Source organism: Nocardioides daedukensis, from assembly GCF_013408415.1.
Lineage (GTDB): Bacteria > Actinomycetota > Actinomycetes > Propionibacteriales > Nocardioidaceae > Nocardioides > Nocardioides daedukensis.
On record NZ_JACCAA010000001.1, the window covers coordinates 3,392,985 to 3,415,058 of the forward strand.

20 protein-coding genes and 2 riboswitches are annotated in these 22,074 nt (G+C 69.1%); of the genes, 11 read left to right on the plus strand and 9 right to left on the minus strand.

Going from position 1 to position 22,074, the window contains the following annotated elements:
* Positions 1-10: 10 nt before the first annotated feature.
* The 3 genes from BJ980_RS16515 to BJ980_RS16525 form a co-directional block, all read right to left on the minus strand.
* A complete protein-coding gene (locus BJ980_RS16515) occupies positions 11-1,534 on the minus strand; it encodes a precorrin-2 C(20)-methyltransferase (protein ID WP_179503299.1) in 1,524 nt (507 codons plus the stop codon).
* A gap of 26 nt (positions 1,535-1,560) precedes the next feature.
* Positions 1,561-2,223, minus strand: coding sequence for a precorrin-8X methylmutase (locus tag BJ980_RS16520; RefSeq protein WP_179503300.1), 663 nt, complete (start codon positions 2,221-2,223; stop codon positions 1,561-1,563).
* A 32-nt stretch (positions 2,224-2,255) separates the two neighbouring features.
* Positions 2,256-2,392, minus strand: a riboswitch (cobalamin riboswitch).
* A 62-nt stretch (positions 2,393-2,454) separates the two neighbouring features.
* A complete protein-coding gene (locus tag BJ980_RS16525; protein ID WP_179503301.1) occupies positions 2,455-3,294 on the minus strand; it encodes a nitrite reductase in 840 nt (279 codons plus the stop codon).
* A 33-nt stretch (positions 3,295-3,327) separates the two neighbouring features.
* Positions 3,328-3,529, plus strand: a riboswitch (cobalamin riboswitch).
* Positions 3,530-3,549: 20 nt separating this feature from the next.
* Between BJ980_RS16525 and BJ980_RS16530 the strand changes: the two genes are divergently transcribed.
* The 10 genes from BJ980_RS16530 to BJ980_RS16575 all read left to right on the plus strand — a co-directional run bounded on the left by BJ980_RS16530 (position 3,550) and on the right by BJ980_RS16575 (position 16,241).
* Positions 3,550-4,548 (plus strand): ABC transporter substrate-binding protein, encoded by a 999-nt coding sequence (locus tag BJ980_RS16530; RefSeq protein ID WP_179503302.1) that lies wholly within the window; start codon positions 3,550-3,552, stop codon positions 4,546-4,548.
* Positions 4,549-4,655: 107 nt separating this feature from the next.
* Positions 4,656-5,636, plus strand: coding sequence for a FecCD family ABC transporter permease (locus tag BJ980_RS16535; protein WP_179503966.1), 981 nt, complete (start codon positions 4,656-4,658; stop codon positions 5,634-5,636).
* Between the two features lie 20 nt (positions 5,637-5,656).
* A complete protein-coding gene (locus BJ980_RS16540) occupies positions 5,657-6,442 on the plus strand; it encodes an ABC transporter ATP-binding protein (RefSeq protein ID WP_179503303.1) in 786 nt (261 codons plus the stop codon).
* A complete protein-coding gene (locus tag BJ980_RS16545; RefSeq protein ID WP_218855554.1) occupies positions 6,439-7,188 on the plus strand; it encodes a (2Fe-2S) ferredoxin domain-containing protein in 750 nt (249 codons plus the stop codon). The genes BJ980_RS16540 and BJ980_RS16545 overlap by 4 nt, the downstream gene beginning before the upstream one ends.
* Positions 7,181-10,891, plus strand: coding sequence for a cobaltochelatase subunit CobN (gene cobN, locus BJ980_RS16550; RefSeq protein ID WP_179503304.1), 3,711 nt, complete (start codon positions 7,181-7,183; stop codon positions 10,889-10,891). Before BJ980_RS16545 ends, cobN begins: the two co-directional genes overlap by 8 nt.
* Before the next feature lie 25 nt (positions 10,892-10,916).
* On the plus strand, positions 10,917-11,672 hold the full coding sequence (gene cobF / locus BJ980_RS16555; RefSeq protein ID WP_179503305.1) for a precorrin-6A synthase (deacetylating): 756 nt from the start codon (positions 10,917-10,919) through the stop codon (positions 11,670-11,672).
* A gap of 160 nt (positions 11,673-11,832) precedes the next feature.
* Positions 11,833-13,131: an ABC transporter substrate-binding protein gene (locus tag BJ980_RS16560; protein WP_218855555.1), complete on the plus strand. Its 1,299-nt coding sequence runs from the start codon at positions 11,833-11,835 to the stop codon at positions 13,129-13,131.
* The gene (locus tag BJ980_RS16565) at positions 13,128-14,288 is read left to right on the plus strand and encodes a carbohydrate ABC transporter permease (protein ID WP_179503307.1); all 1,161 of its coding nucleotides are present in this window, start codon (positions 13,128-13,130) and stop codon (positions 14,286-14,288) included. Before BJ980_RS16560 ends, BJ980_RS16565 begins: the two co-directional genes overlap by 4 nt.
* Positions 14,285-15,145 carry a carbohydrate ABC transporter permease gene (locus BJ980_RS16570; RefSeq protein WP_179503308.1) on the plus strand — a complete coding sequence of 287 codons (861 nt, stop codon included), beginning with the start codon at positions 14,285-14,287 and terminating at the stop codon, positions 15,143-15,145. The genes BJ980_RS16565 and BJ980_RS16570 overlap by 4 nt, the downstream gene beginning before the upstream one ends.
* 10 nt (positions 15,146-15,155) lie before the next feature.
* Positions 15,156-16,241, plus strand: coding sequence for an ABC transporter ATP-binding protein (locus tag BJ980_RS16575; RefSeq protein ID WP_179503309.1), 1,086 nt, complete (start codon positions 15,156-15,158; stop codon positions 16,239-16,241).
* Here the strand turns inward: BJ980_RS16575 and BJ980_RS16580 are convergent, their stop codons facing one another.
* Positions 16,242-17,156 carry an alpha/beta fold hydrolase gene (locus tag BJ980_RS16580; protein WP_179503310.1) on the minus strand — a complete coding sequence of 305 codons (915 nt, stop codon included), beginning with the start codon at positions 17,154-17,156 and terminating at the stop codon, positions 16,242-16,244.
* Positions 17,157-17,233: 77 nt separating this feature from the next.
* Between BJ980_RS16580 and BJ980_RS16585 the strand changes: the two genes are divergently transcribed.
* Complete coding sequence (locus BJ980_RS16585; RefSeq protein ID WP_179503311.1) at positions 17,234-18,058, plus strand: esterase/lipase family protein; 825 nt, start codon at positions 17,234-17,236, stop codon at positions 18,056-18,058.
* A 46-nt stretch (positions 18,059-18,104) separates the two neighbouring features.
* Here BJ980_RS16585 and glpX read toward each other — a convergent pair whose 3' ends face one another.
* The 5 genes from glpX to BJ980_RS16610 are packed head-to-tail and all read right to left on the minus strand — an operon-like array spanning position 18,105 to position 22,056.
* Complete coding sequence (gene glpX / locus BJ980_RS16590; RefSeq protein WP_179503312.1) at positions 18,105-19,124, minus strand: class II fructose-bisphosphatase; 1,020 nt, start codon at positions 19,122-19,124, stop codon at positions 18,105-18,107.
* 18 nt (positions 19,125-19,142) lie between these two features.
* Complete coding sequence (locus BJ980_RS16595) at positions 19,143-20,120, minus strand: sulfate/molybdate ABC transporter ATP-binding protein (RefSeq protein ID WP_179503313.1); 978 nt, start codon at positions 20,118-20,120, stop codon at positions 19,143-19,145.
* The gene (locus BJ980_RS16600; RefSeq protein WP_179503314.1) at positions 20,117-20,908 is read right to left on the minus strand and encodes an ABC transporter permease; all 792 of its coding nucleotides are present in this window, start codon (positions 20,906-20,908) and stop codon (positions 20,117-20,119) included. The genes BJ980_RS16595 and BJ980_RS16600 overlap by 4 nt, the downstream gene beginning before the upstream one ends.
* Positions 20,905-21,657 carry a molybdate ABC transporter substrate-binding protein gene (gene modA / locus BJ980_RS16605; RefSeq protein WP_179503315.1) on the minus strand — a complete coding sequence of 251 codons (753 nt, stop codon included), beginning with the start codon at positions 21,655-21,657 and terminating at the stop codon, positions 20,905-20,907. Before modA ends, BJ980_RS16600 begins: the two co-directional genes overlap by 4 nt.
* Before the next feature lie 3 nt (positions 21,658-21,660).
* Positions 21,661-22,056, minus strand: coding sequence for a TOBE domain-containing protein (locus BJ980_RS16610; protein WP_343047844.1), 396 nt, complete (start codon positions 22,054-22,056; stop codon positions 21,661-21,663).
* Positions 22,057-22,074 lie beyond the last annotated feature (18 nt).

Genomic DNA, 22,074 nt, shown 5'->3' on the forward strand with positions numbered 1-22,074 from the left:
ATCAGCTGAGTCAGTCCACGAAGCGGGGCGTCCACACCCTCCCCGACGACGTACGCCGCGTGCTCGAGGCCCCGATCAGCAGCAGGCACTTCATGTCGATGGAGCCCGCGTCGAGCTCCCCGAGGGTGGTCACGGTCAGCGACTCCTCGGCCCGGCCGATGTCTCGGCCCACGACGACAACGGTCTCCGGGGAGCGATGTTCGAGCAGGATCTTCTGCGCCTCGGAGACCTGGTCGACGCGTGATCGCGATGCCGGGTTGTAGATCCCGAGCACCAGATCGGCTTCGGCCACGGCGCGCAACCGCTTCGCGATCACGGGCCAGGGCTTGAGTCGATCGCTCAGGCTCATCACCGCGAAGTCCGCGCCGATCGGGGCGCCGGCCCGCGCAGCGACGGCTTGGATCGCACTCACTCCCGGCAGGACCCGCACGGGGACAGCGGCGTACGCCGGGTCCTCGGCCGCCTCGAAGACCGCCGAGGCCATCCCGAAGACTCCCGCGTCGCCACCGGACACGACCGCCACCCGCTCGCCGCGCAGGGCCAGGTCGAGAGCGAGACGCGCCCGGTCGACCTCGACCGTGTTGCCCGAGGCGTGACGGGTCAGGCCCTCGCGCTGCGGCACCCGGTTGACGTAGGGCGCGTAGCCGACCACGTGCTGGGCCGTGTCGAGTGCGGCGGTCGCCTCGGGGGTGAGCCAGTGGTCTGGGCCGGGGCCGAGACCGACCACGAGCAGCTCGGCGGCTGGCGTGCTCTCGACTGTTCGGGCTCGTTCCTCGCCCTGCTCGACCAACCGGTCGCGGCGGCCGCCGGGCTCCTCGGCGAGCGAATCACCCGGCACCACGATCAGCGAGAAGTAGGGCACCGAGGACGGATCGACCTCGGTCACCTTCATCCAGCGCTCGGCCGGCATGGAGGCACGCTCGATGTACCACGCGTGCTCGAGACGACCGGCCTGGCGCAACGCATCCACGACCCCCGGGAACCGTCGCCCCAGCTTCATGATGATCGCGCCGTCGGTGTCGGCCAGGCGACGGGCCAGCTCGGGCACCGCGAGAGTCCCCGGCAGCACGGTGAGCACGTCGGTCTGCCGCACCAGTGGCGTCGCGACGACGGCGGTCGCGGCGGCGAAGGCCGGCACCCCGGGGATGACCTCGGTCGGGAAGTGCGGGGAGAGCCGGTCGTGGAGATACATGAACGAGCCGTAGAAGAGCGGGTCGCCCTCGGCGAGCACGACGACCGTGCGACCGGCCTCGAGATGGACGCGCAGCCGATCGGCGCACTCCTCATAGAACTCCGCCATCGCGCCGGCATAGCCACCGGGGTGCTCGGTGCGCCCGGTGGTGACGGGATAGCGGAGCAGTTCCTCGACCACGCCGTCGGGGATCAGGCCGGCGGCGATCCGGCGCGCGTTCGATTCCTTGCCCACGCCGGCGTGATAGGCGATCACGTCTGCCTCGGCGATCAGTCGGGCGGCCTTGCGGGTGATCAGCTCGGGGTCGCCGGGGCCGAGCCCCACGCCGTACAGGTGGCTCATTCGTTGCGGTCCCTCGCTCCTCACGATCATTCCTTCTCCTGGGCGAGTGCGTTGAGCGCCGAGGCGGTCATGGCGGACCCGCCGCGGCGGCCGCGAACGGTCAGGAAGGGTACGTCGATCCCGTGGTCGTCGGCGAAGGCGGCGAGGGCTTCCTTGGACTCGGCGGCGCCGATGAACCCGACGGGACAGCCGATGATCGCGGCCGGTCGAGGGGCGCCGTCGAGCAGCATCTCCAGAAGGTGGAACAGCGCGGTGGGCGCGTTGCCGATCGCGACGACGGAGCCTTCGAGCCGGTCGGCCAGCAGCGAGAACGCAGCCGCCGACCGGGTGGTGCCGAAGTCATGGGCCAGCGCCGGGACACGCTCGTCGCGCAGCAGGCAGAGCACCTCGTTGTCCCGGGGGAGCCGGGCCCGGGTCACCCCGGAGGCGACCATGTGGGCATCGGTGATGATCGGCGCGCCGGACTTCAGTGCGCCCCGCGCGGCGGCAATCAGGCGGGGGTGGATGACCAAGTCGCCAGCCAAGTCTGTCTGGCCGGTGCCGTGGACCATCCGCACGGCCACCTTCTCGGCATCGGCAGGCAGGTGGTCAAAGCTCGACTCGGCGCGGATCGTGGCGAACGAGTCGACATAGATGGCGGCACCGTCATCGATGTAGTCGTACCGCTGGGGAGGCCTGGACAGGCGCATCTGCACTCCTCGGGGTTCTCGCCCCATCTGGATGGATTCTCTGTCCTGCAGTCAGTGTCTGGCTGGGCCGGTCCGGGTGGACGAGCCTTCACAGTGGCGGAACCGCCCCGGACTCTCACCGGGTTCCTGCGCCACAGGACGCTGGCAGCCTAGGGCGTCGAGTCTTCGACGGGGTCGGCAGGTCGGATGCTGGCCGGAATCCCGCGGTCCGTGGATCGGGTCGCGGTTGCCTCAGGCGCGCACCAGGATCGAGCGCCACGGCGTCACCACGAGCTCGTTCGGCCCGGGGGCCAGCACCGTGGCCAGCTGCTCCGGGTTGAGCAGCCCTTCCGCCACCTGAACGTGCTCGAGACCCGGTGCGAGCGTGCCGTACGCCGGCGGCTCGCCGTGCACGTCGGCCCGCGGGTCGCGCGGCTCGGGGGTCCCGAGCGGGGCAGCCAGCTCACGCACGTGCCAGGGCGCGTCGGGCCCGGTGCCGCGGGCGGAGACAAAGTCGCGGGCCAGGCCGAGCAGGTGGGGCACGGTGCCATCGAGCGCGAGGACCGGACCCCACGCGTCCCCGACGCGGATCTGGACGCTGGAGTCGTCCAGGGCGACCAGGCCGAGGTCGCAGGAGCGGCCCACGACATCACCGCGGCCATCGTCGAGCACGAAGAGGAACCGCGCGGACAGACCTGCAAACACGGGGTCCGCGCACAGCCCCTCGTCCAGCGCTGCGGCGATCGGCCGCAGGTCGACGCGTCCACCGAGCAGGCCGGTGAGCGGGGAGACCAGGACGTTGCGCACGAGCTCGTGGCTCGGCGAGGGGAGCAGTCCGGTGCCCTCGATGGCGGCCACCACCTCGGCGTCGAGACAGCCGTCGGTGGCGGGCAGGCCGCGCAGCTGCAGGTTGGCGCGCTTGGTGAGGTGGATGGTGCCATCACCGAACTCGTCCGCGACGGCCATCAGGGCGAGCAACGAGGCCGGCGCGACGACTCCGCCGATCAGCCGCAACCGCACCAGGGCGCCGTCCTCGGCCGGCCAAGGCCGAAGCACGCCGGGACAGAGGTCGCCTCGGGTCCGTGAAGTCACCGGGTGATCTTAGGGGTCTCGGCAGTGGTGTTGATACGGTGCCGATGCCGTGGTGTTCGGGAAGCCGGTCTGATGCCGGCGCGGCCCTCGCCACTGTAGCCGTCGAGTCGACGGCCCTTGCGGTGCCAGCCCAGCCAGATCGGGAAGGTGCCGGACCACTGGGAGCAGTCCCGGGAAGGTCGGCCAGAGACGTTGAGACGGAAGCCAGGAGACCGGCCACGGCGCTTTTGTTCCACGAGGGTTTTGGAGAAACCAATGGTCAGTCGACCTTTATTTCGCGTCGCGATCGGCGCAGCAACAGTCCTGTTCCTGGCCTCCTGTGCCGGTGCTCCCGCCGCGGAGAAGCGGGCCGTCGATCCGAACGACACGTCGTTCCCCGTCGAGGTGACCAGTTGCGGCCACACCTCGACGATCGAGGCCCGGCCCACCCGGGCGATCACCCTCAATCAGGGTGCCACCGAGGTCGTGCTCGCGCTGGGCCTCGAGGACCAGCTCGCGGGTACGGCGTACCTCGACGACGCCGTCCCCGAGAAGTGGCGCGAGGCCTATGAGTCCGTGCCGGTGCTCTCGGCGGAGTACCCCACCGCGGACGACCTGGTGAAGGCGGACCCGGATCTCCTCTACGCGTCCTACGGCAGTGCCTTCGAGACCAAGGTCGCCGGCACCCAGGCGCAGCTCGACAAGGACGGGACACCGTCCTATCTCTCCCCGTTCGGCTGCAACGACAAGGCCGAGCGACCTCCGACGTCCTTCGACGCGGTGTGGGACGAGATCGACTCGGTGGCCACAGCGTTCGGAGCCCCGGACCGTGCCGAGGAGCTCCGCGGCGAGCAGCAGCACCGGCTCGACGAGCTCGCCCGGAACCGGACTGGCGAGGGGATCGACGTGCTGTGGTTCGACTCCGGCGACAAGGTCCCGTTCGTCGGGGGCAACAGCGGCGGCCCGCAGCTGATCCTCGACGCCGTGGGTGCGAGGAACATCTTCGGCACTCTTGATGACGGCTGGGCCGACGGCAACTGGGAGGACGTAGTCAAGAGCGATCCGGACGTGATCGTCCTGGCCGACGCCAACTGGTCGACCGCGGCCGACAAGATCTCCTACCTGCAGAACGATCCGGTCCTGAGACAGCTGAGGGCGGTGAAGGCAGAGGCGTTCGTGACGATCCCGTTCTCGGAGTCTACGCCCGGAGTCCGACTGGTCGACGGCGCAGTGTCCGTCTCCGAACAGCTCGCGACGCTCGACCTCAACAGGTGACCACCGTGACCAACCGGCCCGCGCACCCCACGGTGCGCCGGCCGGCCGCCAGGCGCACCCACTCCTTGCGCGTCGTTGCCCTGGTCGTCGCAGCCGCCGTGCTGCTGATGAGCATGGCGGTGGCCCTGGGTGTGGGCGCCGTGCACGTGCCCGTCGACGACGTCCTCGCCGTCGTCGGTCGCAGGTTCCGGCTCGGCGACCTCGGCGTCACCGCGGTCGATGACCGCCTAGTGTGGCAGATGCGGATGCCAAGGGTGCTTGCCGCCGCAGCCGTGGGCGCAGCGCTCGCGGTGTGCGGCGCGGTCCTGCAGTCGATCACCCGCAACGACCTGGCCGACCCCTACCTGCTCGGCATCTCCGGTGGCGCCACGGTCGGTGCGGTGAGCGTGATCGTGCTGGGCATCTCGTTTGCCGGCGTAGTCGGATCCGCCGCCGTCGGTGGCGCTGCGTTCATCGGTGCGCTCGTGGCGCTCCTGCTGGTGCTCGGGCTGGCCAGGGGGCGCTCCGGAGCCCTGCCTCCGGCCCGCACGGTGCTGGCTGGCGTCGCGATAGGGCAGATCTGCGCCGCCTACACCTCGTTCCTGGTGATCGTCACCGGGGACCGCGACGCGGCCCGTCGGGTGCTCGACTGGACGCTCGGCTCGGTGGCCGGGGTGCGCTGGGACGGCGCGGTGTTCCTCGTCGTTCTCGCAGTCCTCGCGACGCTGCTGGCCGGGTCGCGGTCGCACCAGCTCGACGCGTTCGCCTTCGGGGAGGTGTCGGCAAAGGCACTGGGCGTCGACGTGACGAGGCTGCGGTGGACTCTCCTCGTCGGCACCGCGCTGGTCACCGCCGGCCTGGTGGCGTTCGCCGGAGCCATCGGGTTCGTGGGATTGGTGGTGCCGCACATGGTCCGGATCCTTACCGGCCCCGGGCACGCCTTCCTGCTTCCGATGTCGGCGTTCGGGGGCGCGATCCTGCTGGTCTGGGCCGATCTGATTGCCCGGTCCGCCTTCGACGGGCGCGAGATCCCGATCGGCGTCGTCACAGGAGTGATCGGAGCGCCCTTCTTCGCGTTCCTGCTGCGGCGCCACCGGGAGTCGTCGTGACCGGGCAGGAGGAGCACCGCATGCGGATCGACGTCGAGTCGGTCGCCTGGCAGGTCAACGGCCGCACCATCATCGAGGACATCGACCTGCTCTGCGAGCCGGGCACCTTCACCGGACTGCTCGGCCCCAACGGCTCGGGCAAGACCACTCTGCTGCACGTGATGGCCGGTCTGCGCCGGCCCAGCCGGGGCCGAGTCCTGGCCGACGGTCACGACCTGCACCGGATGTCTGGAGGTGACCGGGCCCGAGCCGTGGCACTGGTCGAGCAGGACGCCAGCACCAACCTCGACCTGACCGTGCGCGACGTCGTGGGCCTGGGGCGGATTCCGCACCGGGGTCGCTGGGCAGGTGCGCCGGACGACCCGGACGCGATCGAGGTGGCGATGGAGCTCGCCAGGGTCTCCGACCTTGCCGAGCGTCGGTGGCCCACGCTCTCCGGTGGCGAGCGGCAGCGAACCCAACTCGCGCGCGCCGTGGCGCAACGACCCGCCGTACTCCTCCTCGACGAACCGACCAACCACCTCGATCTCGGTCACCAGCTCGACTTCCTCACCCGGGTCCGCGAGCTCGGGCTGACCACGGTGGCGGCCCTGCACGACCTCGAGCTGGCGCTCGGATTCTGCGACCGGCTGGTCGTGCTCGACCGAGGTCGTGTGGTCGCCGCAGGCACCGTCGACGAGGACGTGCTGACACCCGAGCTCCTCGCTCACGTGTACGGCGTGGATGCCTCCGTCGAGAAGCACCCGGTCACCGGCCGGCCACACCTGCACTGGAACGGACCGATCGCAGGGACGGTGCACGCATGAGTCACGTCGTACTCGTCGGGATGTCCGTGCGGGAGGTCGAGGCGGGGGAGCGGCTCCAGCGCGTCGCCGACCGCGTGGGGTCGGCCAGCATCGCCTTCCTGCAGATGGGCGAACCGTCCCTGCACTCGGAGCTCACCCGGCTGGCCGATGCCGACCACCGCGAGATCACCCTGGTCGGAGTCAGCCTGGGAACGATGGCGCCCGCCACCTCATGGCTGCGCCGCATCGCCAGCCACTGGTGGCGCGAGCGGACCGCAGCCACTCGTCCGACCGTCTCCGTGGCCACCGCGATGATGCGCACCGATCTTGACCTCGACCTGGTCCTCGACGTGACCCGGCCGATCACCGGCACCGAGGCACCCCTCGCCTCCGCGGCCTGGGAGCAGGTGCCCGGTCACCGTCACCAGGTCCTCGTCTGCCGCGGACCACGCTGCACCGCACTCGGGTCGGACACGACCGCCGAGGCGCTGGCTCGTGAGCTGGTCCGACTCGAGCAGGGTGACGACGACGTGCTCGTCACCCAGACCGGCTGCCAGTTCCCCTGCAACCACGCCCCCGTCGTCTCGGTCCAGCCCGACGACGTCTGGTACGGCCGGGTCACCCCCGAGGTGGTACGCCGCATCGCCGGCAGCCACCTCGTCGAGCATCGGCCGCTCGACTCCCACCGGCTTCCACGAACGACCCACCAGCTCACCGATCACGATCTCGCCCAGGACCTCGACACCCAGGAGAAGGCCCATGACTGACCAGCCCGGCACCGTCCGCATCGCGCTGCTCTCGACCTCCGACACCGACCTGCTGTCCGCCCGATCGGCCGACGCCGACTATGCCCTGGGCAACCCGTCCCGGCTCGACGTCCATGAGGACCTGCCCCGCCTGCTCGACGGGGCGGACCTGGTCGTGGTCCGCATCCTCGGCAGTGTCCGCTCCTGGCAGGACGGCATCGACGCCGTGCTCGCCGCAGGTGTGCCTGTCGTCGTGCTCGGCGGCGAGCAGACTCCTGACGCCGAGCTGATGAGCCACTCCACCGTGCCGGTCGGGACGGCTGCCGAGGCGCACGCCTACCTGGCCCAGGGCGGTCCGGCCAACCTGACCAACCTGCACGCGTTTCTCTCCGACACCGTGCTGCTGACCGGTGTCGGCTTCGAGCCGCCGTACGTCGTGCCCGAGTGGGGCTGGGCGGAGCGCCCCGTCGGTGATCGACCGATCGAGGACCGATCGATCGAGGACCGATCGATCGCGGACCGATCGATCGCGGACCGGCCCAGGGCCAGGGTCGGCGTGCTCTACTACCGCGCCCACGAGGCCAGCGGCAACGCCGGCTTCGCCCATGACCTGGCCGATGCGCTCGACGCGACGGGCGAGGCGGTCGGACTGCCGATCTTCTCCTCGTCACTGCGCACCGCGCCCGATGAGCTGTACGACGCCCTCGGCTCACTCGATGCGCTGGTCGTCACCGTCCTCGCGGCCGGAGGCACCAAGCCCGGGACCGCCAGCGCCGGCGAGGACGACGAGGCGTGGGACGTGGAGCGGATCAAGGCACTCGACATCCCTGTCCTGCAAGGGCTCTGCCTGACCTCGAGCCGCGCGGAGTGGGAGGAGAGCGACGACGGCGTCACCCCGCTCGACTCGGCCAACCAGATCGCGATCCCCGAGTTCGACGGTCGCATCATCACCGCTCCGTTCTCCTTCAAGGAGATCGATCCTGATGATCCCGCCGGCCTTCCCCGCTATGTCTCCGACGAGGAGCGCTGCCGCCGGGTCGCGGGCATCGCGGTCAACCACGCCCGGCTGCGACACATCGCGCCGGGGGACCGCAAGATCGCAGTGATGCTGTCGGCCTATCCCACCAAGCACTCCCGCATCGGCAACGCCGTCGGCCTGGACACTCCGGTCTCCGCGATTCGGTTGCTGCGCCGGATGCGTGAGGCCGGCTATGACCTCGGCCCGGCCGGCGGAGAGGTCACCCGGTTCCTCGACCTGGACGACGACACCGAGGCCGGCAACGGCTTGATCCACGCCCTCATCGCCGCTGGTGGTCAGGACGAGGAGTGGCTCACAGCTGCCCAGCTCAGCGAGAGCCACGTGCGCATCTCCGCCTCGGACTATGAGCGATGGACGGCCGACCTCCCCGAGCAGCTGCGTGACGAGATCGTCGAGGCATGGGGCGCCGCGCCAGGCGAACTCTTCGTCAACGCCGAGGGTGAGATCGTCCTGGCCACCCTGCGGGCGGGCAACCTCGTGGTGATGATCCAGCCGCCACGCGGCTTCGGGGAGAACCCGGTCGCGATCTACCACGACCCGGAGCTGGCGCCGAGCCACCACTACCTCGCGGCCTATCGTTGGCTGCAGGCCCCGCAGGAGCAGAACGGCTTCGGTGCTCATGCCGTCGTACACCTCGGGAAGCACGGCTCGATGGAGTGGCTGCCCGGCAAGAACGCCGCCCTCGCCGCGACCTGCGCCACCGACGCGGTGATCGGCAACCTGCCGCTGATCTATCCGTTCCTGATCAACGACCCGGGCGAAGGGGCCCAGGCCAAGCGGCGCGCACACGCCACGATCGTCGACCACCTGATCCCGCCGATGGCGCGGGCCGAGTCGTACGGCGACATCGCCAAGCTGGAGCAGCTGCTCGACGAATACGCCAACATCGCCGCGATGGATCCGCCCAAGCTGCCGATGATCCGTGCCCAGATCTGGACTCTGATGCAGTCGGCCCAGATGCACAAGGACCTCGGGCTCGAGACCCAGCCCGGGGACGAGCAGTTCGACGACTTCATCATGCACGTGGACGGGTGGCTGTGCGAGGTGAAGGACGCCCAGATTCGCGACGGACTGCACATCCTCGGTCAGGCGCCCTCCGGTGAGGCAAGGGTGAACCTGGTCCTCGCGATTCTCCGGGCGACCCAGATCTGGGGCGGCCAGCAGGCCTCCTTGCCTGGCCTGCGCAACGCACTGGGCCTCAAGGAGGACGCGCCCGCGACCGAGGTCGACGCCATCGAGAGCCGCGCGAAGACACTCGTGCAGGAGATGGAGAACGTCGGCTGGGACGTCGCCGCGGTGCCGCAGGTGCTGGCCGCGCACGAGCCGGACGCATCAGCCGACCTGACCGCGATCCTCGAGTTCGCCGCGACCCAGGTGGTGCCGCGTCTGGCCGGGACCGCCGACGAGCTCGACGCGGTGCTCCATGCCCTGGACGGCGGGTTCATCCCGGCCGGGCCGAGTGGCTCCCCCCTGCGTGGGCTGGTCAACGTGCTCCCGACAGGGCGCAACTTCTACACCGTCGACCCCCGCGCGGTGCCCTCCCGCCTGGCGTGGGAGACCGGTGTGTCCATGGCGGAGTCACTCGTCCAGCGCCATCTCAGCGAGACCGGTGACTACCCGCGATCGGTGGGTCTGTCGGCCTGGGGGACCAGCGCCATGCGCACCTCGGGGGACGACATCGCCGAGGTCCTGGCGCTGATCGGCATCCGGCCCGAATGGGACCCCGCCTCCCGTCGGGTCAACGGACTGACGGTGATCCCGCTGGAGGAGCTCGGCCGTCCGCGCATCGACGTCACCGTCCGCATCTCCGGCTTCTTCCGCGACGCCTTCCCGCACGTCATCGCGATGGTGGACGACGCGATCCGGATGGCCGCCGAGCTCGACGAGCCCGAGGACCAGAACTTCGTCAGGGCCCATGCCCAGGCGGACCTGGCCGAGCACGGGGACGCCCGTCGTGCCACCACGCGCATCTTCGGCTCCCGGCCCGGTGCCTATGGTGCCGGCATCCTGCAGGTGATCGAGTCGGGCAACTGGCGCGACGACAAGGACCTGGCCGAGGTCTACACGGCCTGGGGCGGCTTCGCCTATGGCCGGGACCTGGACGGTGTCGCAGCCAGCGACGACATGGAGTCCAACTATCGGCGCATCACCGTCGCGGCCAAGAACATCGACACCCGCGAGCACGACATCGCCGACTCCGACGACTACTTCCAATATCACGGCGGCATGATCGCCACCGTCCGCGCGCTCACCGGCAGGGCACCTCGGGCGTACGTCGGCGACTCGACGACTCCGGATGCCGTGCGCACCCGGACCCTCGCCGAGGAGACCGCCCGGGTCTTCCGGGCCCGCGTGGTCAACCCGCGCTGGATCGGCGCCATGCAACGGCACGGCTACAAGGGCGCGTTCGAGCTGGCTGCCACAGTCGACTACCTCTTCGGGTTCGATGCCACGGCAGGGGTGGTGCACGACTGGATGTACGAGAAGCTCGCCCAGGAATATGTCCTGGACGAGACCAACCAGGAGTTCATGAAGGACGCCAATCCGTGGGCGTTGCGCGGCATCATCGAGCGCCTGCACGAGGCCGCCGACCGGGAGCTGTGGGAGGAGCCCGACCCGGACCTGATCGCGGCCATGCAGCAGGTCTACCTCGAGCTCGAGGGTGACATCGAGGACCGGCAATGACATCGCGTGCGATCCGGGACACCCTGTGAGCCGGCGGATCAGGATCGTCGGGATCGGTTCGGGCCACCCGGACCAGATCACTCTGGAGGCGGCCGCGGCGATCGCATCGGTCGACTATGTGATCGCGGCAGCCAAATCCCCCGATGATCCACTGCTGGAGGCCCGACGCGAGATCTGCCGGCGTCACGGAAACCCCGAGGTCATCGCCGTTCCCGATCCGGAGCGCGATCGCATGGATCCCGCCGACTACACCGGTGCAGTGACGCACTGGCACGACGCCCGCGCGGCGGCGTACGAGCAGGTCCTCCTCGAGCGGTATGGCGACGCGGCGTTCCTGGTGTGGGGTGATCCGATGCTCTACGACTCGACGATCCGCGTGGTCGAGCGGATCCACGAACGCGGCAACGTCCACTTCGACTGGGACGTGTTGCCGGGGATCTCGAGCCTCCAGGTGCTGGCCGCCCGGCACCGGATCGTGCTTCACGAAGTCGGACAGCCGACGGTGATCACCACGGGTCGCCGTCTCCATGAGGCGATCGCCGACGGCGCGGAGAACATCGCAGTGATGCTCGATGCGCATTTGGCCTGCGCCGACCTCGCCGAGCCCGCGCAGTGGCACCTGTGGTGGGGCGCGAACCTCGCGACTCCGGCGGAGGTCCTGGTCGCCGGATCCTTGGACTCCGTGCTTCCACGGGTACGTCGTGAGCGAGAGGTCGCCAAGACGGCGTCGGGCTGGGTGATGGACACCTACCTGTTGCGTCGGCGCGGATCCCGACGTTGATCCCGGCGGTGGACATGGCGCGACGAGTGGACTAAACAAGGATCCTCAGTGTGACCCGGGCCACTCTCGTAGTGGGCGGTCTCGGGCCCTTTCGGGAGGGAGATCACGTATGGAACCGGGACTCCGGAGGCGGGTCGCCGCTGCTGTCGCGTGCTTGACGATGACGGCCGGACTCTCCGGCTGCTTCCTCAACGATCCGAACGACGCGGAGAGTGGCCTGGGCGGCAACGCCTTCGCCACGGGTGGCACCCAGGACGGTGACGGCAAGGTGCAGATCATGGGCACCTTCGGCGGCCCCGAGCAGAAGGCGTTGCTGGCCTCGCTCGAGGACTTCGAGAAGGAGTCCGGCATCGAGATCGACTATGTCTCGGAGAAGGACCTGCCGACCGTCATCAAGCAGAAGGCCAAGGCAGGCGACACCCCTGACATCGCGCTGTTCCCGCAACCCGGCGGGCTGCTCGAGCTGGCCGACGAGGGGCACATCCAACCGATCGACACCTACCTCGACTATGACGCGCTCGAGAAGAGCCTGGTTCCTGGGTTCCTCGAGGCAGCACGGCTCAACGGCCGGGTCTATGGCGCGCCGATGAAGATGGCGGTCAAGAGCCTCGTCTTCTATCCGAAGAAGGCCTACGAGAAGGCCGGCTATGACACCGCGCCGAAGAGCCTGGAGGAGATGCGCCAGATCGCCGGGGAGATGAAGGCGGATGGCACGGCCCCCTGGTGCATGGGCTGGAACGACGCGCAGAACACCGGTTGGGTCGGCACCGACTGGATCGAGGAGTTCGTGCTGCGAGAGGCCGGACCCGACGTCTATGACGAGTGGGTCGACCACGACATCGCCTTCGACGACCCGCAGATCATCAAGGCCTTCGAGGCCTTCAAGAAGACAGTGCTGGCCGACGGGCAGACCTACGGCGGGACCAAGACGATCCTCAACACCAACTTCGGTGAGTCGATCACCCCGGAGTTCTCCTCCCCGCCCAAGTGCTTCTGGCACAGGCAGGGCGACTTCATCCTCTCGTTCCTCCCCAAGAAGATCGGCGCGAACGTCGACGAGGAGGTCGGAGTCTTCGTGCTGCCTCCCTCCGAGAGCGGCTTCAAGGGTCAGCCGATCCTCGGTGGAGGCGACACCGCAGCCCTCTTCAACGGCAACGACAAGGAAGCGATCGAGGTGATGAAGTTCCTCACCTCGGACGAGTTCGGCGGCCCGTGGGCCAAGGCCGGTGGCTGGCTCTCACCGCACCAGAGCTTCGATGCCGAACAGTATTCGTCCGAGATGACCAAGCAGATCGCAGAGATCGTCGCCCAGGTCGACGTCTTCCGTTTCGACGCCTCCGACCTGATGCCGAAGGCGGTCGGCTCGGACTCCTTCTGGGACGGGATGGTGGCGTTCGCCAAGGGAGAATCGGCTGCCAAGGTGACCAAGCGGATCGACGAATCGTGGCCGGAAGAATGAGCAGCGCCACCTCCACGCAGACCCGGGAACCGGCCCGAGAACCGTCGAGCGACGAGCCCGAGGCCTACGGTCGCGCCAACTGGCTGAAGGTCGGCATCGGCCTGGCTGGCGTCTGGCTGCTGGGCTGGGGACTGGCCAACCTGTTCCTCTCCTTCGGCTACTACCCACAGTGGTACGGCCACAAGCTGGTCATCGCGCTGCTCGCCGTCATCGGCGGCGTGGCCGGGGCCGCGGCGATCTTCTGGTTCCTCAACATCCTCGTCGAGGGGCTGCCGGGTTGGCTCTGCACCCGGCTCCTCCCGCTGGTCTACGTGTTGCCCGCGTTCGGCTTGATCTGCCTGATGCTCGTCTATCCCGTGCTGCAGACCGTCAACTACTCGTTCGCCAACGCCGACTCCACGGCGTACGTCGGGCTGAGCAACTATCGCGAGATCTTCACCGAGGACGAGTTCCAGTCCTCGATCCTCAACAACCTGCTCTGGCTGCTGATCGTGCCCGCGGTGACGGTCGCCATCGGCGTGGTCGTCGCGGTGCTGGCCGACAAGCTCTCGGCGCGGGGCGAGAAGGTCGCCAAGTCGATGATCTTCCTGCCGATGGCGATCTCCTTCGTCGGGGCCTCGGCGATCTGGAAGCTCGTCTACGACTACCGCAACAAGGGCGAGAACCAGACTGGGCTGCTCAACGCGGTCTGGACCGGGCTCGGCGGCGACCCACAGGTGTGGCTCGCGGTCAGCGACGCAAAGCTCAACTCGATCCTGCTGATGGTGATCCTGATCTGGCTCCAGGTCGGCTTCGCGATGATCCTGCTCTCCTCCGCGATCAAGGGCGTCCCGCAGGAGACCCTCGAGGCAGCGCGGATCGACGGTGCCAGCGAGCTCCAGATCTTCTGGTCCGTGGTGGTGCCGCAGATCAAGGGCACCGTGATCACCGTCTTCATCACCGTGCTGATCCTGGTGCTGAAGGTCTTCGACATCGTCTACGTCCTCACCGACGGACGGAACCAGACCAACGTGATCGCCAACCTCTTCTTCACCGAGCTGATCGCTCGCGAACAGGCCGGACGTGCCTCTGCGATCGTGGTCATCCTGCTGCTGGCCGTGCTGCCCGTCCTCGTCTACCAGGTCCGGCACTTCCGCCGTGAGGAGGCAGCACGATGAGCCTGAGGATGAAGGACGGCCGCCCGATCAGCCCGGTCGCGATCGTCGCCACGATCGCTCTCGCCCTGCTCTGGACGATCCCGACGATCGGCCTGCTGGTCTCGTCGTTCCGGTCCCGCGACGAGCAGATCTCCAGCGGCTGGTGGACCGCCCTGGGCGACCCGTTCGGCACCGGATGGACCCTGGACAACTACAGCGGCGTGTTCGAGGGCGGCGGCTTCGGTACGGCGTTCATCAACGGGCTGGTGGTGGCAATCCCGGCCACCGTCATCCCGATCATGTTCGCCGCGTTCGCGGCCTATGCGTTCTCCTTCATGGACTTCCGCGGCAAGGACATCTTGTTCATCGTGATCGTTGCGGTGATGGTGGTCCCGATCCAGGTCGCCTTCCAGCCGATGCTTGACCTGCTCGGCCCTCGGGGCCTGGGCATCAGCGGGCAGTACATCGCGGTGTGGATCCTGCACACCGGCTTCGGTATGCCGCTCGCGGTCTACACGCTGCGCAACTACATGTCGACGCTTCCGCGCACCGTGATCGAGTCCGCGAAGATGGACGGCGCCACACACTTCCAGACCTTCTGGCGCCTGATCGTGCCGATGTCGATGCCGGCCCTGGCCGCCTTCGCGATCCTCCAGTTCCTCTGGGTCTGGAACGACCTGTTGATCGCCAAGCTCTTCCTGAGCTCGGACAACACCACCGTGATCGTCAAGCTGCAGCAGCTGCTCGGGGCGCAGGGACAGGGCACCGAGCTGCTGACCGCGGGAGCCTTCATCTCGATGGCCGTCCCGATGCTGGTCTTCTTCAGCCTGCAGCGCTACTTCGTCCGCGGCCTCACCGCGGGTGCCGTCAAGGGATGAGAGGGAATCGATGGGAACAGTGACCTTCGACAAGGCGCAGCGGTGGTATCCCGGAGCTCCCGAGCCCACCGTGCCCGGCATCGACCTCGAGATCGGCGACGGCGAGTTCATGGTGCTCGTCGGGCCGTCGGGGTGCGGGAAGTCGACCACGCTGCGGATGCTTGCCGGGCTCGAGGAGGTCAACTCCGGCCACATCTACATCGGGGACCGCGATGTCACCACGGTGCCGCCGAAGGACCGGGACATCGCGATGGTCTTCCAGAACTACGCGCTCTATCCGCACATGACGGTCGCCGACAACCTCGCCTTCGCGCTGAAGATGGCGAAGATGCCCAAGGCCGAGCGCAACGAACGGGTCAAGGAGGCCGCGGAGCTGTTGGGGCTGACCGACTACCTGGACCGCAAGCCACGGGCGCTGTCCGGTGGCCAGCGGCAGCGCGTCGCGATGGGTCGCGCGATCGTCCGCAAGCCGCACGTGTTCCTGATGGACGAGCCGCTGTCCAACCTGGACGCCAAGATGCGCGTCCAGACCCGCACCGACATCGCGAAGCTGCAGTCCGACCTGGGTGTCACCACCGTCTATGTCACCCACGACCAGGTGGAGGCGATGACGATGGGAGACCGGGTCGCGGTGATGAACAAGGGTGAGCTGCAGCAGGTGGACACACCGCTGGCGCTCTACGACACCCCGGTGAACCGGTTCGTCGCCGGCTTCATCGGGTCACCGGCGATGAACTTCCTCGAGGGCGAGAGCACTACCGACGGGGTGCTCGTCGCCGGCACCGACTACACGGTGCCGGTGGCCCGCGACCTCATGGCCAAGGCCAGGAGCGGCGTGACGGTCGGCGTACGCCCCGAGGCCTGGCACCTGGCCGAACAGGGCGAGGAGGGCCTGCCCGTCAAGGTGACCGTCGTGGAGGAGCTGGGCGCGGACGCGTTCATCCACGGGACCTGTGGCGTGGCAGGAGCGCCGAGCCTGGTGGTCTTCCGCGCCGAAGGGCGTCGTCACCTGCAGAAGGGATCCGAGGTCAAGATCGTCGCCGACCCCGAGCGGGTGCACATCTTCGACGACCAGACCGAGGAGCGGCTGTCCTGATCAGCTCGTGGCGCGGTGCGCCGTACGCCGAATCCCGTCGGTGACCGTCTCCCACAGCTCGACCGGGAGGTCGTGGCCCATGCCGTCGATCAGCAGGAGCTCGGATCCAGGGATCGAGGACGAGGTGGCCCGCCCTCCGGAGACGTGCACCATCTTGTCGTTCATCCCGTGCACGACCAGGACGGGCACCCTCACCGAGTGCAGGTCGCGCGAGCGGTTCGGCTGGGTGAGCACAGCCATCATGTGGCGCAACACGCCTGGCCCGTTGAGTCCCCGGTCCCAGGTCTCCTCGGCCCGTCGGGTGGCCTTCTGGTGCCCCTCGGGATAGGCGGGGGAGCCGATCAGCTGTGCCATCGCCACCGACTGGGCCAGGTATTCGCCACGCTCGGCGGGTCGCTTGGCCAGCAACCTCGAGAACAGGGACGGGTGCTGCCAGCCGACGGTCTTCTTGCCGGTGGTCGACATGATCGAGGTGACCGAGCGGATCCGGCCGGGGTGGTGGATCGCCATCGTCTGCACGATCATCCCGCCCATCGAGATGCCGGCGACGTGGGCCGATTCGATGCCGAGGTGGTCGAGCAGGCCGATGCCGTCCGCGGCCATGTCGACCAGCGAATAGGGCGCCCTGGCCCGCAGGCCGCTGAAGGCACGTACGACGTCTGCGCGGGAGACCCGTCCCGGCATGCTCGTGGAGCGCCCGGTGTCGCGGTTGTCGTAGCGGATGACGTGGAAGCCCTTGCTGGCCAGGAGCTCGCAGAACCCCGAGTCCCACCAGTTCATCGGGCCGCCGAGGCCCATCACGAGCAGGACCGCATCGTCCGAGGGGTCGCCGAAGGTCTGGTAGCAGAGCTCGACGCCCGTGCCGAGCGGTGCGAAGAGCTCCTCCGACACGGAGATCTCTGGTGATGTGCTCATGCCTCAATCAAACACGACGGCACCATGGAACTGGACAATTGCCCAGTTTTTGTCGCTGCTGGCCCTACCGTGAGCGAATGGGCAACTCACTCGCCGACTTCCTGGCGCCCGATGGCTTCACCCAGCCACGGATGCACGCCCTGCTCAAGGAGCTCGCCGTCGCCCCGGAATCCGGGCGGGCGATCCTGCGGGCAGCCCACGGTCGGCGCGAGCTCCGAGCCACGCCGTACGTCGACCGCTCACCGCAGCGCGCCGGCGAGCCGGTGCTCCTGGTGCCGGGGTTCCTGGCCGGGGACTACACGCTGCGGCTGTTGGCCCGGACCCTGCGCAGCAACGGCTTTCGCACCTATCGCTCGCAGATCACCAGCAACGTCTCGTGCCTGATGGGCAACTCGTCGATGCTGGAACGTCGCCTCGAGGCGATCGCCACCAAGCGTGAGCGGAAGGTCCGCGTCGTCGGCCACAGTCTCGGCGGAATGCTGGCCCGGGGCCTGGCCGTACGGCGTCCTGACCTGGTCTCCGGGATCATCACGATGGGCAGCCCGATGCTTGCCCCCGGCACCTCCCACCCGGTCCTGCTCACCGCGGCCGACGTCCTGGTCCGGTTGAGCCGTGCCGGGGTGCCTGGCCTGATGAACGAGTCCTGCGTGGCCGGCGACTGTGCCCGGTTGGCGTGGGAGGAGTCCCGCCAGCCGATGCCCGAAGGTGTCGGGTTCACCTGCATCTGGTCGCACGGCGACGGGCTGGTCGACCCGCTCGCCTGCGTCGATCCCGCATCCAGGTCGATCGAGGTCCGCGCCAGTCACATCGGGTTGGCGATCGATCCCCGCGTCGCCGACTGCGTGGTCGCCGAGCTGCGGGCCCAGGACGCGACGGTCATCGCGCGTCCGACCGCCTCCTGAGCGTGCCCGTTCCGCGCCGAGGAGGTCGGCCGGTTGCCGGTGAGGCTCAGCCGTCGAAGTCGATCGCGCTGTAGGCGCTGAGCTTGCGCAGCTTGTGCTCGCTGATGATCTGTCGGATCGTGCCGCTGCGCGAGCGCATCACCAGCGAATGCGTGGTGGCGCCGCCGGCGCGATAACGGACGCCCTTCATCAGCTCGCCGTCGGTGATGCCGGTGGCCACGAAGAAGCAGTCGTCACCGGTGACCAGGTCGTCGGTGGTGAGCACGGCGTCAAGGTCGAGGCCGGCGTCGATGGCCCGCTGGCGCTCCGCGTCGTCGGTGGGCCACAGGCGCCCCTGGATCACGCCGCCCATGCACTTCATCGCGCACGCGGTGATGATGCCCTCGGGGGTGCCGCCGACGCCCATCAGCAGGTCGATGCCGGTGTCGGGACGGGCCGCCATGATCGCGCCGGCGACGTCGCCGTCGGTGATGAACTTGATCCGGGCTCCGGTCGCGCGGATCTGCGCAACCAGGTCGTCGTGGCGGGGACGGTCGAGGACGACGACGGTGACGTCCTCGGCGGTCGAGCCCTTGGCCTTCGCCACCAGGCTGATGTTCTCGGCGACGGGCAGCCGGATGTCGACCACGTCGGCGGCCTCGGCCCCGGTGACGAGCTTGTCCATGTAGAACACGGCCGAGGGGTCATACATCGTGCCGCGCGGGGCCACGGCGAGCACGGAGACCGCGTTGGTCATGCCCTTGGCGGTCAGGGTGGTTCCGTCGATCGGGTCCACGGCGACGTCGCACTCTGGCCCGGTGCCGTCACCGACCTGCTCACCGTTGTAGAGCATCGGGGCGTTGTCCTTCTCGCCCTCGCCGATCACGACCGTGCCGTTCATCCCGATGCTGGAGATCATCACCCGCATGGCGTTCACGGCGACGTCGTCTGCGCCGTTCTTGTCGCCCCGCCCGACCCAGCGGCCGGCGGCCATCGCAGCGGCCTCCGTGACGCGGACGAGTTCCAGTGCGAGGTTGCGGTCGGGGGACTCGGGGGCGACGCGAAATTCCGGCGGGCGTGTAGGCATGTGGCGAATGTTATCGGCTCAACGCCGGGGTTCGTCGTACGCCCGCACTGATGTCTCCTTCGTGGACGCCCAGACCGCCCGTCCGGGCACCAGGCCGAGCTCGGTGGCGGCGGCCGGTGTGACGTCCGCGATCAGCTCCGGTCCGGTGCCAGCCGTGCGTACGACGACCCGCACCGCGCCGCCGTGAGTGGTCACCCGGCCCACCTCTCCGTGCCACCGGAGCCGGGCCGAGCCCTCGGGCTCACCCAGGGACAGGGTGACCGCGGAGGGTGGGAAGGCGAGCAGGGACCGCTCGCGGTGCACGACGTTGAGCCCGACCAGGCGCGCCACGTGGTCGGTGGCCGGGCGCTGGGAGACCTCGTCGGGGGTGCCGTCCTGCACCACCGCGCCCCGGTCCAGGACCAGCACCCGGTTGGCCACCGTCAGGGCGTCGATCGCGTCGTGGGTGACCAACACCGAGATCCCGCCGAACTCGGCCAGGTGAGCGGCCAGCTCGATCCGCAGTGCGGTCGCGACCCCGACGTCCAGCCCGCTCATCGGCTCGTCCAGGAGGAGCAGGTCCGGTTCGGTGGCCAGGGCTCGTGCGATCGCCACGCGCTGCGCCTGCCCTCCGGAGAGCTGTCCGGGGCGGCGCTCGGCCAGGTCGGCGACGCCGAGGCGTTCGAGCCATGCGTCGGCACGGGCCAGCGCGGCCGCCTTGGCCAGGCCACGCGCCCGAGGTCCGAAGGCGACATTGCGGCGGGCGTCGAGGTGGGGGAAGAGGAGCTGGTCCTGGAACACGACGCCCAGGCCACGCTCGCGAGTGGGACGTGTGACCAGGTCGGTGCCGTCGAGCAGCACGCTCCCGGTGGCGGGAACCAGTCCCGCGATCGCCTTGACCATGCTGGACTTCCCGGCGCCGTTGGGACCGATCACCGCGATCACGTCACCGCGCTCGGCCGCGAAGGCGGCGTGCACCCGGCCCGGGACCTCGAGGGAGACCTGCAGGTCGCTCATGGTGTGGCCAACCAGCGGTCTCGCAGTGCCACCAGCACCACGACCGAGAAGACCAGCAGGACCAGGCTCAGCGAACGAGCCGCCTCGGGGTCGGAGTTCATCGAGACATAGATCAGTGAGGGCATGGTCTGGGTGGTGCCCTCGTAGTTGCCGGCGAAGGTGATCGTGGCACCGAACTCGCCGATCGAGCGTGCCCAACCCAGCATCATCCCGGCCAGGATCCCCGGCATCGCCAGCGGCACGGTGACGGTGCGGAAGGTCAACCAGCGGGACGCACCCAGGGTCGCTGCGGCGGCGTCATACTCCTTGCGCGCGGAGCGCAGTGCCCCCTCGATCGCCAGCACGACGAAGGGCAGCGACACGAAGGTGTGCGCCACGACCACACCCGCAGTCGTGTAGGGCAGCGCGAAGCCGGTCAGCTCCCACAACGGCTTGCCGATCAGGCCGGTCCGCCCGAACGCCGCCATCAGGGCCACGCCCGCGACCACCGGGGGGAGCACGAGCGGGATGGTGACCAGGGTGCGCAGCAGGCCACGGCCGGGGAACTCGAGGCGGGCCAGGACCCACGCCAGGGGCAGTCCGAGGACCAGGCAGGCCAACATCGCCACGGTCGCGGTGAGCACCGAGAGCCACAGCGCCTGGCGCAGCTCGCGAGAGGCCAGTTGCTCGCCGAGCAAGGACCACGGTGTGCTCAGCACCAGGGCCACCAGCGGAACCAGCAGCAGCAGCGTGCCCAGCACGGCAGGGACCAGCAGTCTGGCCGGCGGTCGACCGAGCGGATCCGTCATGGCCGGCCGAAGCCTGCGTCGGCGAGGATCTGCTGTCCGGCCGGGGAACTGACGAAGGCGACCCACTTGTCGGCCAGGCCCACGCTGTCGTCCTGCTCCAACCGTGCGATGAAGTAGGGGTTCAGCTCGGTCTCGGACCCGGGGATCTCGATGACCTCGACCTCGTCGCGGGCCACGATCGCGTCCGTGGCATAGACGAACCCGGCATCGGCCTCCCCGGAGGCCACCTTGGCCAGCACCGCCTTCACGTCGATCTCCTTGCTGCTCGGCGACGCAGCGGTCTGGTTGTCGGCGAGCAGGGTCACCGCGAGCCGGCCGCAGGGGATCTTGTCGTCGCAGCGGACCCAGTCGCTGCCGGCCAGGTCGTCGATGCCGGTGATGCCTGCTGGGTTGTCTGCCGGGACGACGAGGACCAGTCGGTTGGTGGCGAACCTCACCGGGTCGGCAGCCAGGGCCTTGCCGGTCTCGGCCACCTGCATCGACTCCTCGTCGGCGGTGGCCAGGACGTCGCCCGGTGCGCCCTGGGTTGCCTGCTCGGCCAAGGTGGTGCTGGAGCCGAAGGAGAACCTGACGTTGACGCCCTCGTTCTGTTCCTCGAAGGCAGCCTCGAGCAACTGGAAGGGCTCGGTCAGCGATGCTGCCGCGGCGACGGTCAACTCGGTGTCGTCGGTGCCCGAGGAGCACGCGGTGAGCCCGAGCAGGGCCAGGAACGGTATGACGAGCAGGTTGCGGTGGCGGGGTCGGCGCACGTCTCAGATCCTCTCGATCACGACGTTCGTGGACTTCACCGAGGCGATGGCCAGGGCCCCGGGCTCCAGCCCGAGCTCGTCGGCGGCCTCGGCACTCATCAGGCTGACCAGTCGGTAGGGCCCGCAGATCATCTCGACCTGGGCCATCACCGTGTCCCGGACCACCCGGGTGACGATCCCGGAGAGCCGGTTGCGGGCGCTGACTCGCGGTGCCCTGGCGTCGCCTCGTTCGGGATGCTCGGCCAGTGACTGGGCCAGGGCCGCCAGGTCGACGCCGTTGATCACGGTGCGGCCACCGTCGAGGCGGGCGGGCAACCGGTCGTTGTCGATCCAGCGGCGCACGGTGTCGTCGCTGACGCCGAGGACATCAGCTGCTTCCGCAACCCGATAGGTGTTCACGGTCACATCATGCCGCAT

Excerpts from the sequence above, each read along its gene's own strand:
- BJ980_RS16560 (WP_218855555.1), top strand. The coding sequence starts at position 11,833 with ATGACGGCCGGACTCTCCGGCTGCTTCCTCAACGATCCGAACGACGCG.
- BJ980_RS16520 (WP_179503300.1), bottom strand. The coding sequence starts at position 2,223 with ATGCGCCTGTCCAGGCCTCCCCAGCGGTACGACTACATCGATGACGGT.
- glpX (WP_179503312.1), bottom strand. The coding sequence starts at position 19,124 with ATGCCTACACGCCCGCCGGAATTTCGCGTCGCCCCCGAGTCCCCCGAC.
- BJ980_RS16600 (WP_179503314.1), bottom strand. The coding sequence starts at position 20,908 with ATGACGGATCCGCTCGGTCGACCGCCGGCCAGACTGCTGGTCCCTGCC.
- BJ980_RS16540 (WP_179503303.1), top strand. The coding sequence starts at position 5,657 with ATGCGGATCGACGTCGAGTCGGTCGCCTGGCAGGTCAACGGCCGCACC.
- BJ980_RS16580 (WP_179503310.1), bottom strand. The coding sequence starts at position 17,156 with ATGAGCACATCACCAGAGATCTCCGTGTCGGAGGAGCTCTTCGCACCG.
- BJ980_RS16545 (WP_218855554.1), top strand. The coding sequence starts at position 6,439 with ATGAGTCACGTCGTACTCGTCGGGATGTCCGTGCGGGAGGTCGAGGCG.
- BJ980_RS16570 (WP_179503308.1), top strand. The coding sequence starts at position 14,285 with ATGAGCCTGAGGATGAAGGACGGCCGCCCGATCAGCCCGGTCGCGATC.
- BJ980_RS16530 (WP_179503302.1), top strand. The coding sequence starts at position 3,550 with ATGGTCAGTCGACCTTTATTTCGCGTCGCGATCGGCGCAGCAACAGTC.
- BJ980_RS16535 (WP_179503966.1), top strand. The coding sequence starts at position 4,656 with ATGAGCATGGCGGTGGCCCTGGGTGTGGGCGCCGTGCACGTGCCCGTC.
- cobN (WP_179503304.1), top strand. The coding sequence starts at position 7,181 with ATGACTGACCAGCCCGGCACCGTCCGCATCGCGCTGCTCTCGACCTCC.
- BJ980_RS16515 (WP_179503299.1), bottom strand. The coding sequence starts at position 1,534 with ATGAGCCACCTGTACGGCGTGGGGCTCGGCCCCGGCGACCCCGAGCTG.
- BJ980_RS16575 (WP_179503309.1), top strand. The coding sequence starts at position 15,156 with ATGGGAACAGTGACCTTCGACAAGGCGCAGCGGTGGTATCCCGGAGCT.
- BJ980_RS16565 (WP_179503307.1), top strand. The coding sequence starts at position 13,128 with ATGAGCAGCGCCACCTCCACGCAGACCCGGGAACCGGCCCGAGAACCG.
- BJ980_RS16595 (WP_179503313.1), bottom strand. The coding sequence starts at position 20,120 with ATGAGCGACCTGCAGGTCTCCCTCGAGGTCCCGGGCCGGGTGCACGCC.
- BJ980_RS16585 (WP_179503311.1), top strand. The coding sequence starts at position 17,234 with ATGGGCAACTCACTCGCCGACTTCCTGGCGCCCGATGGCTTCACCCAG.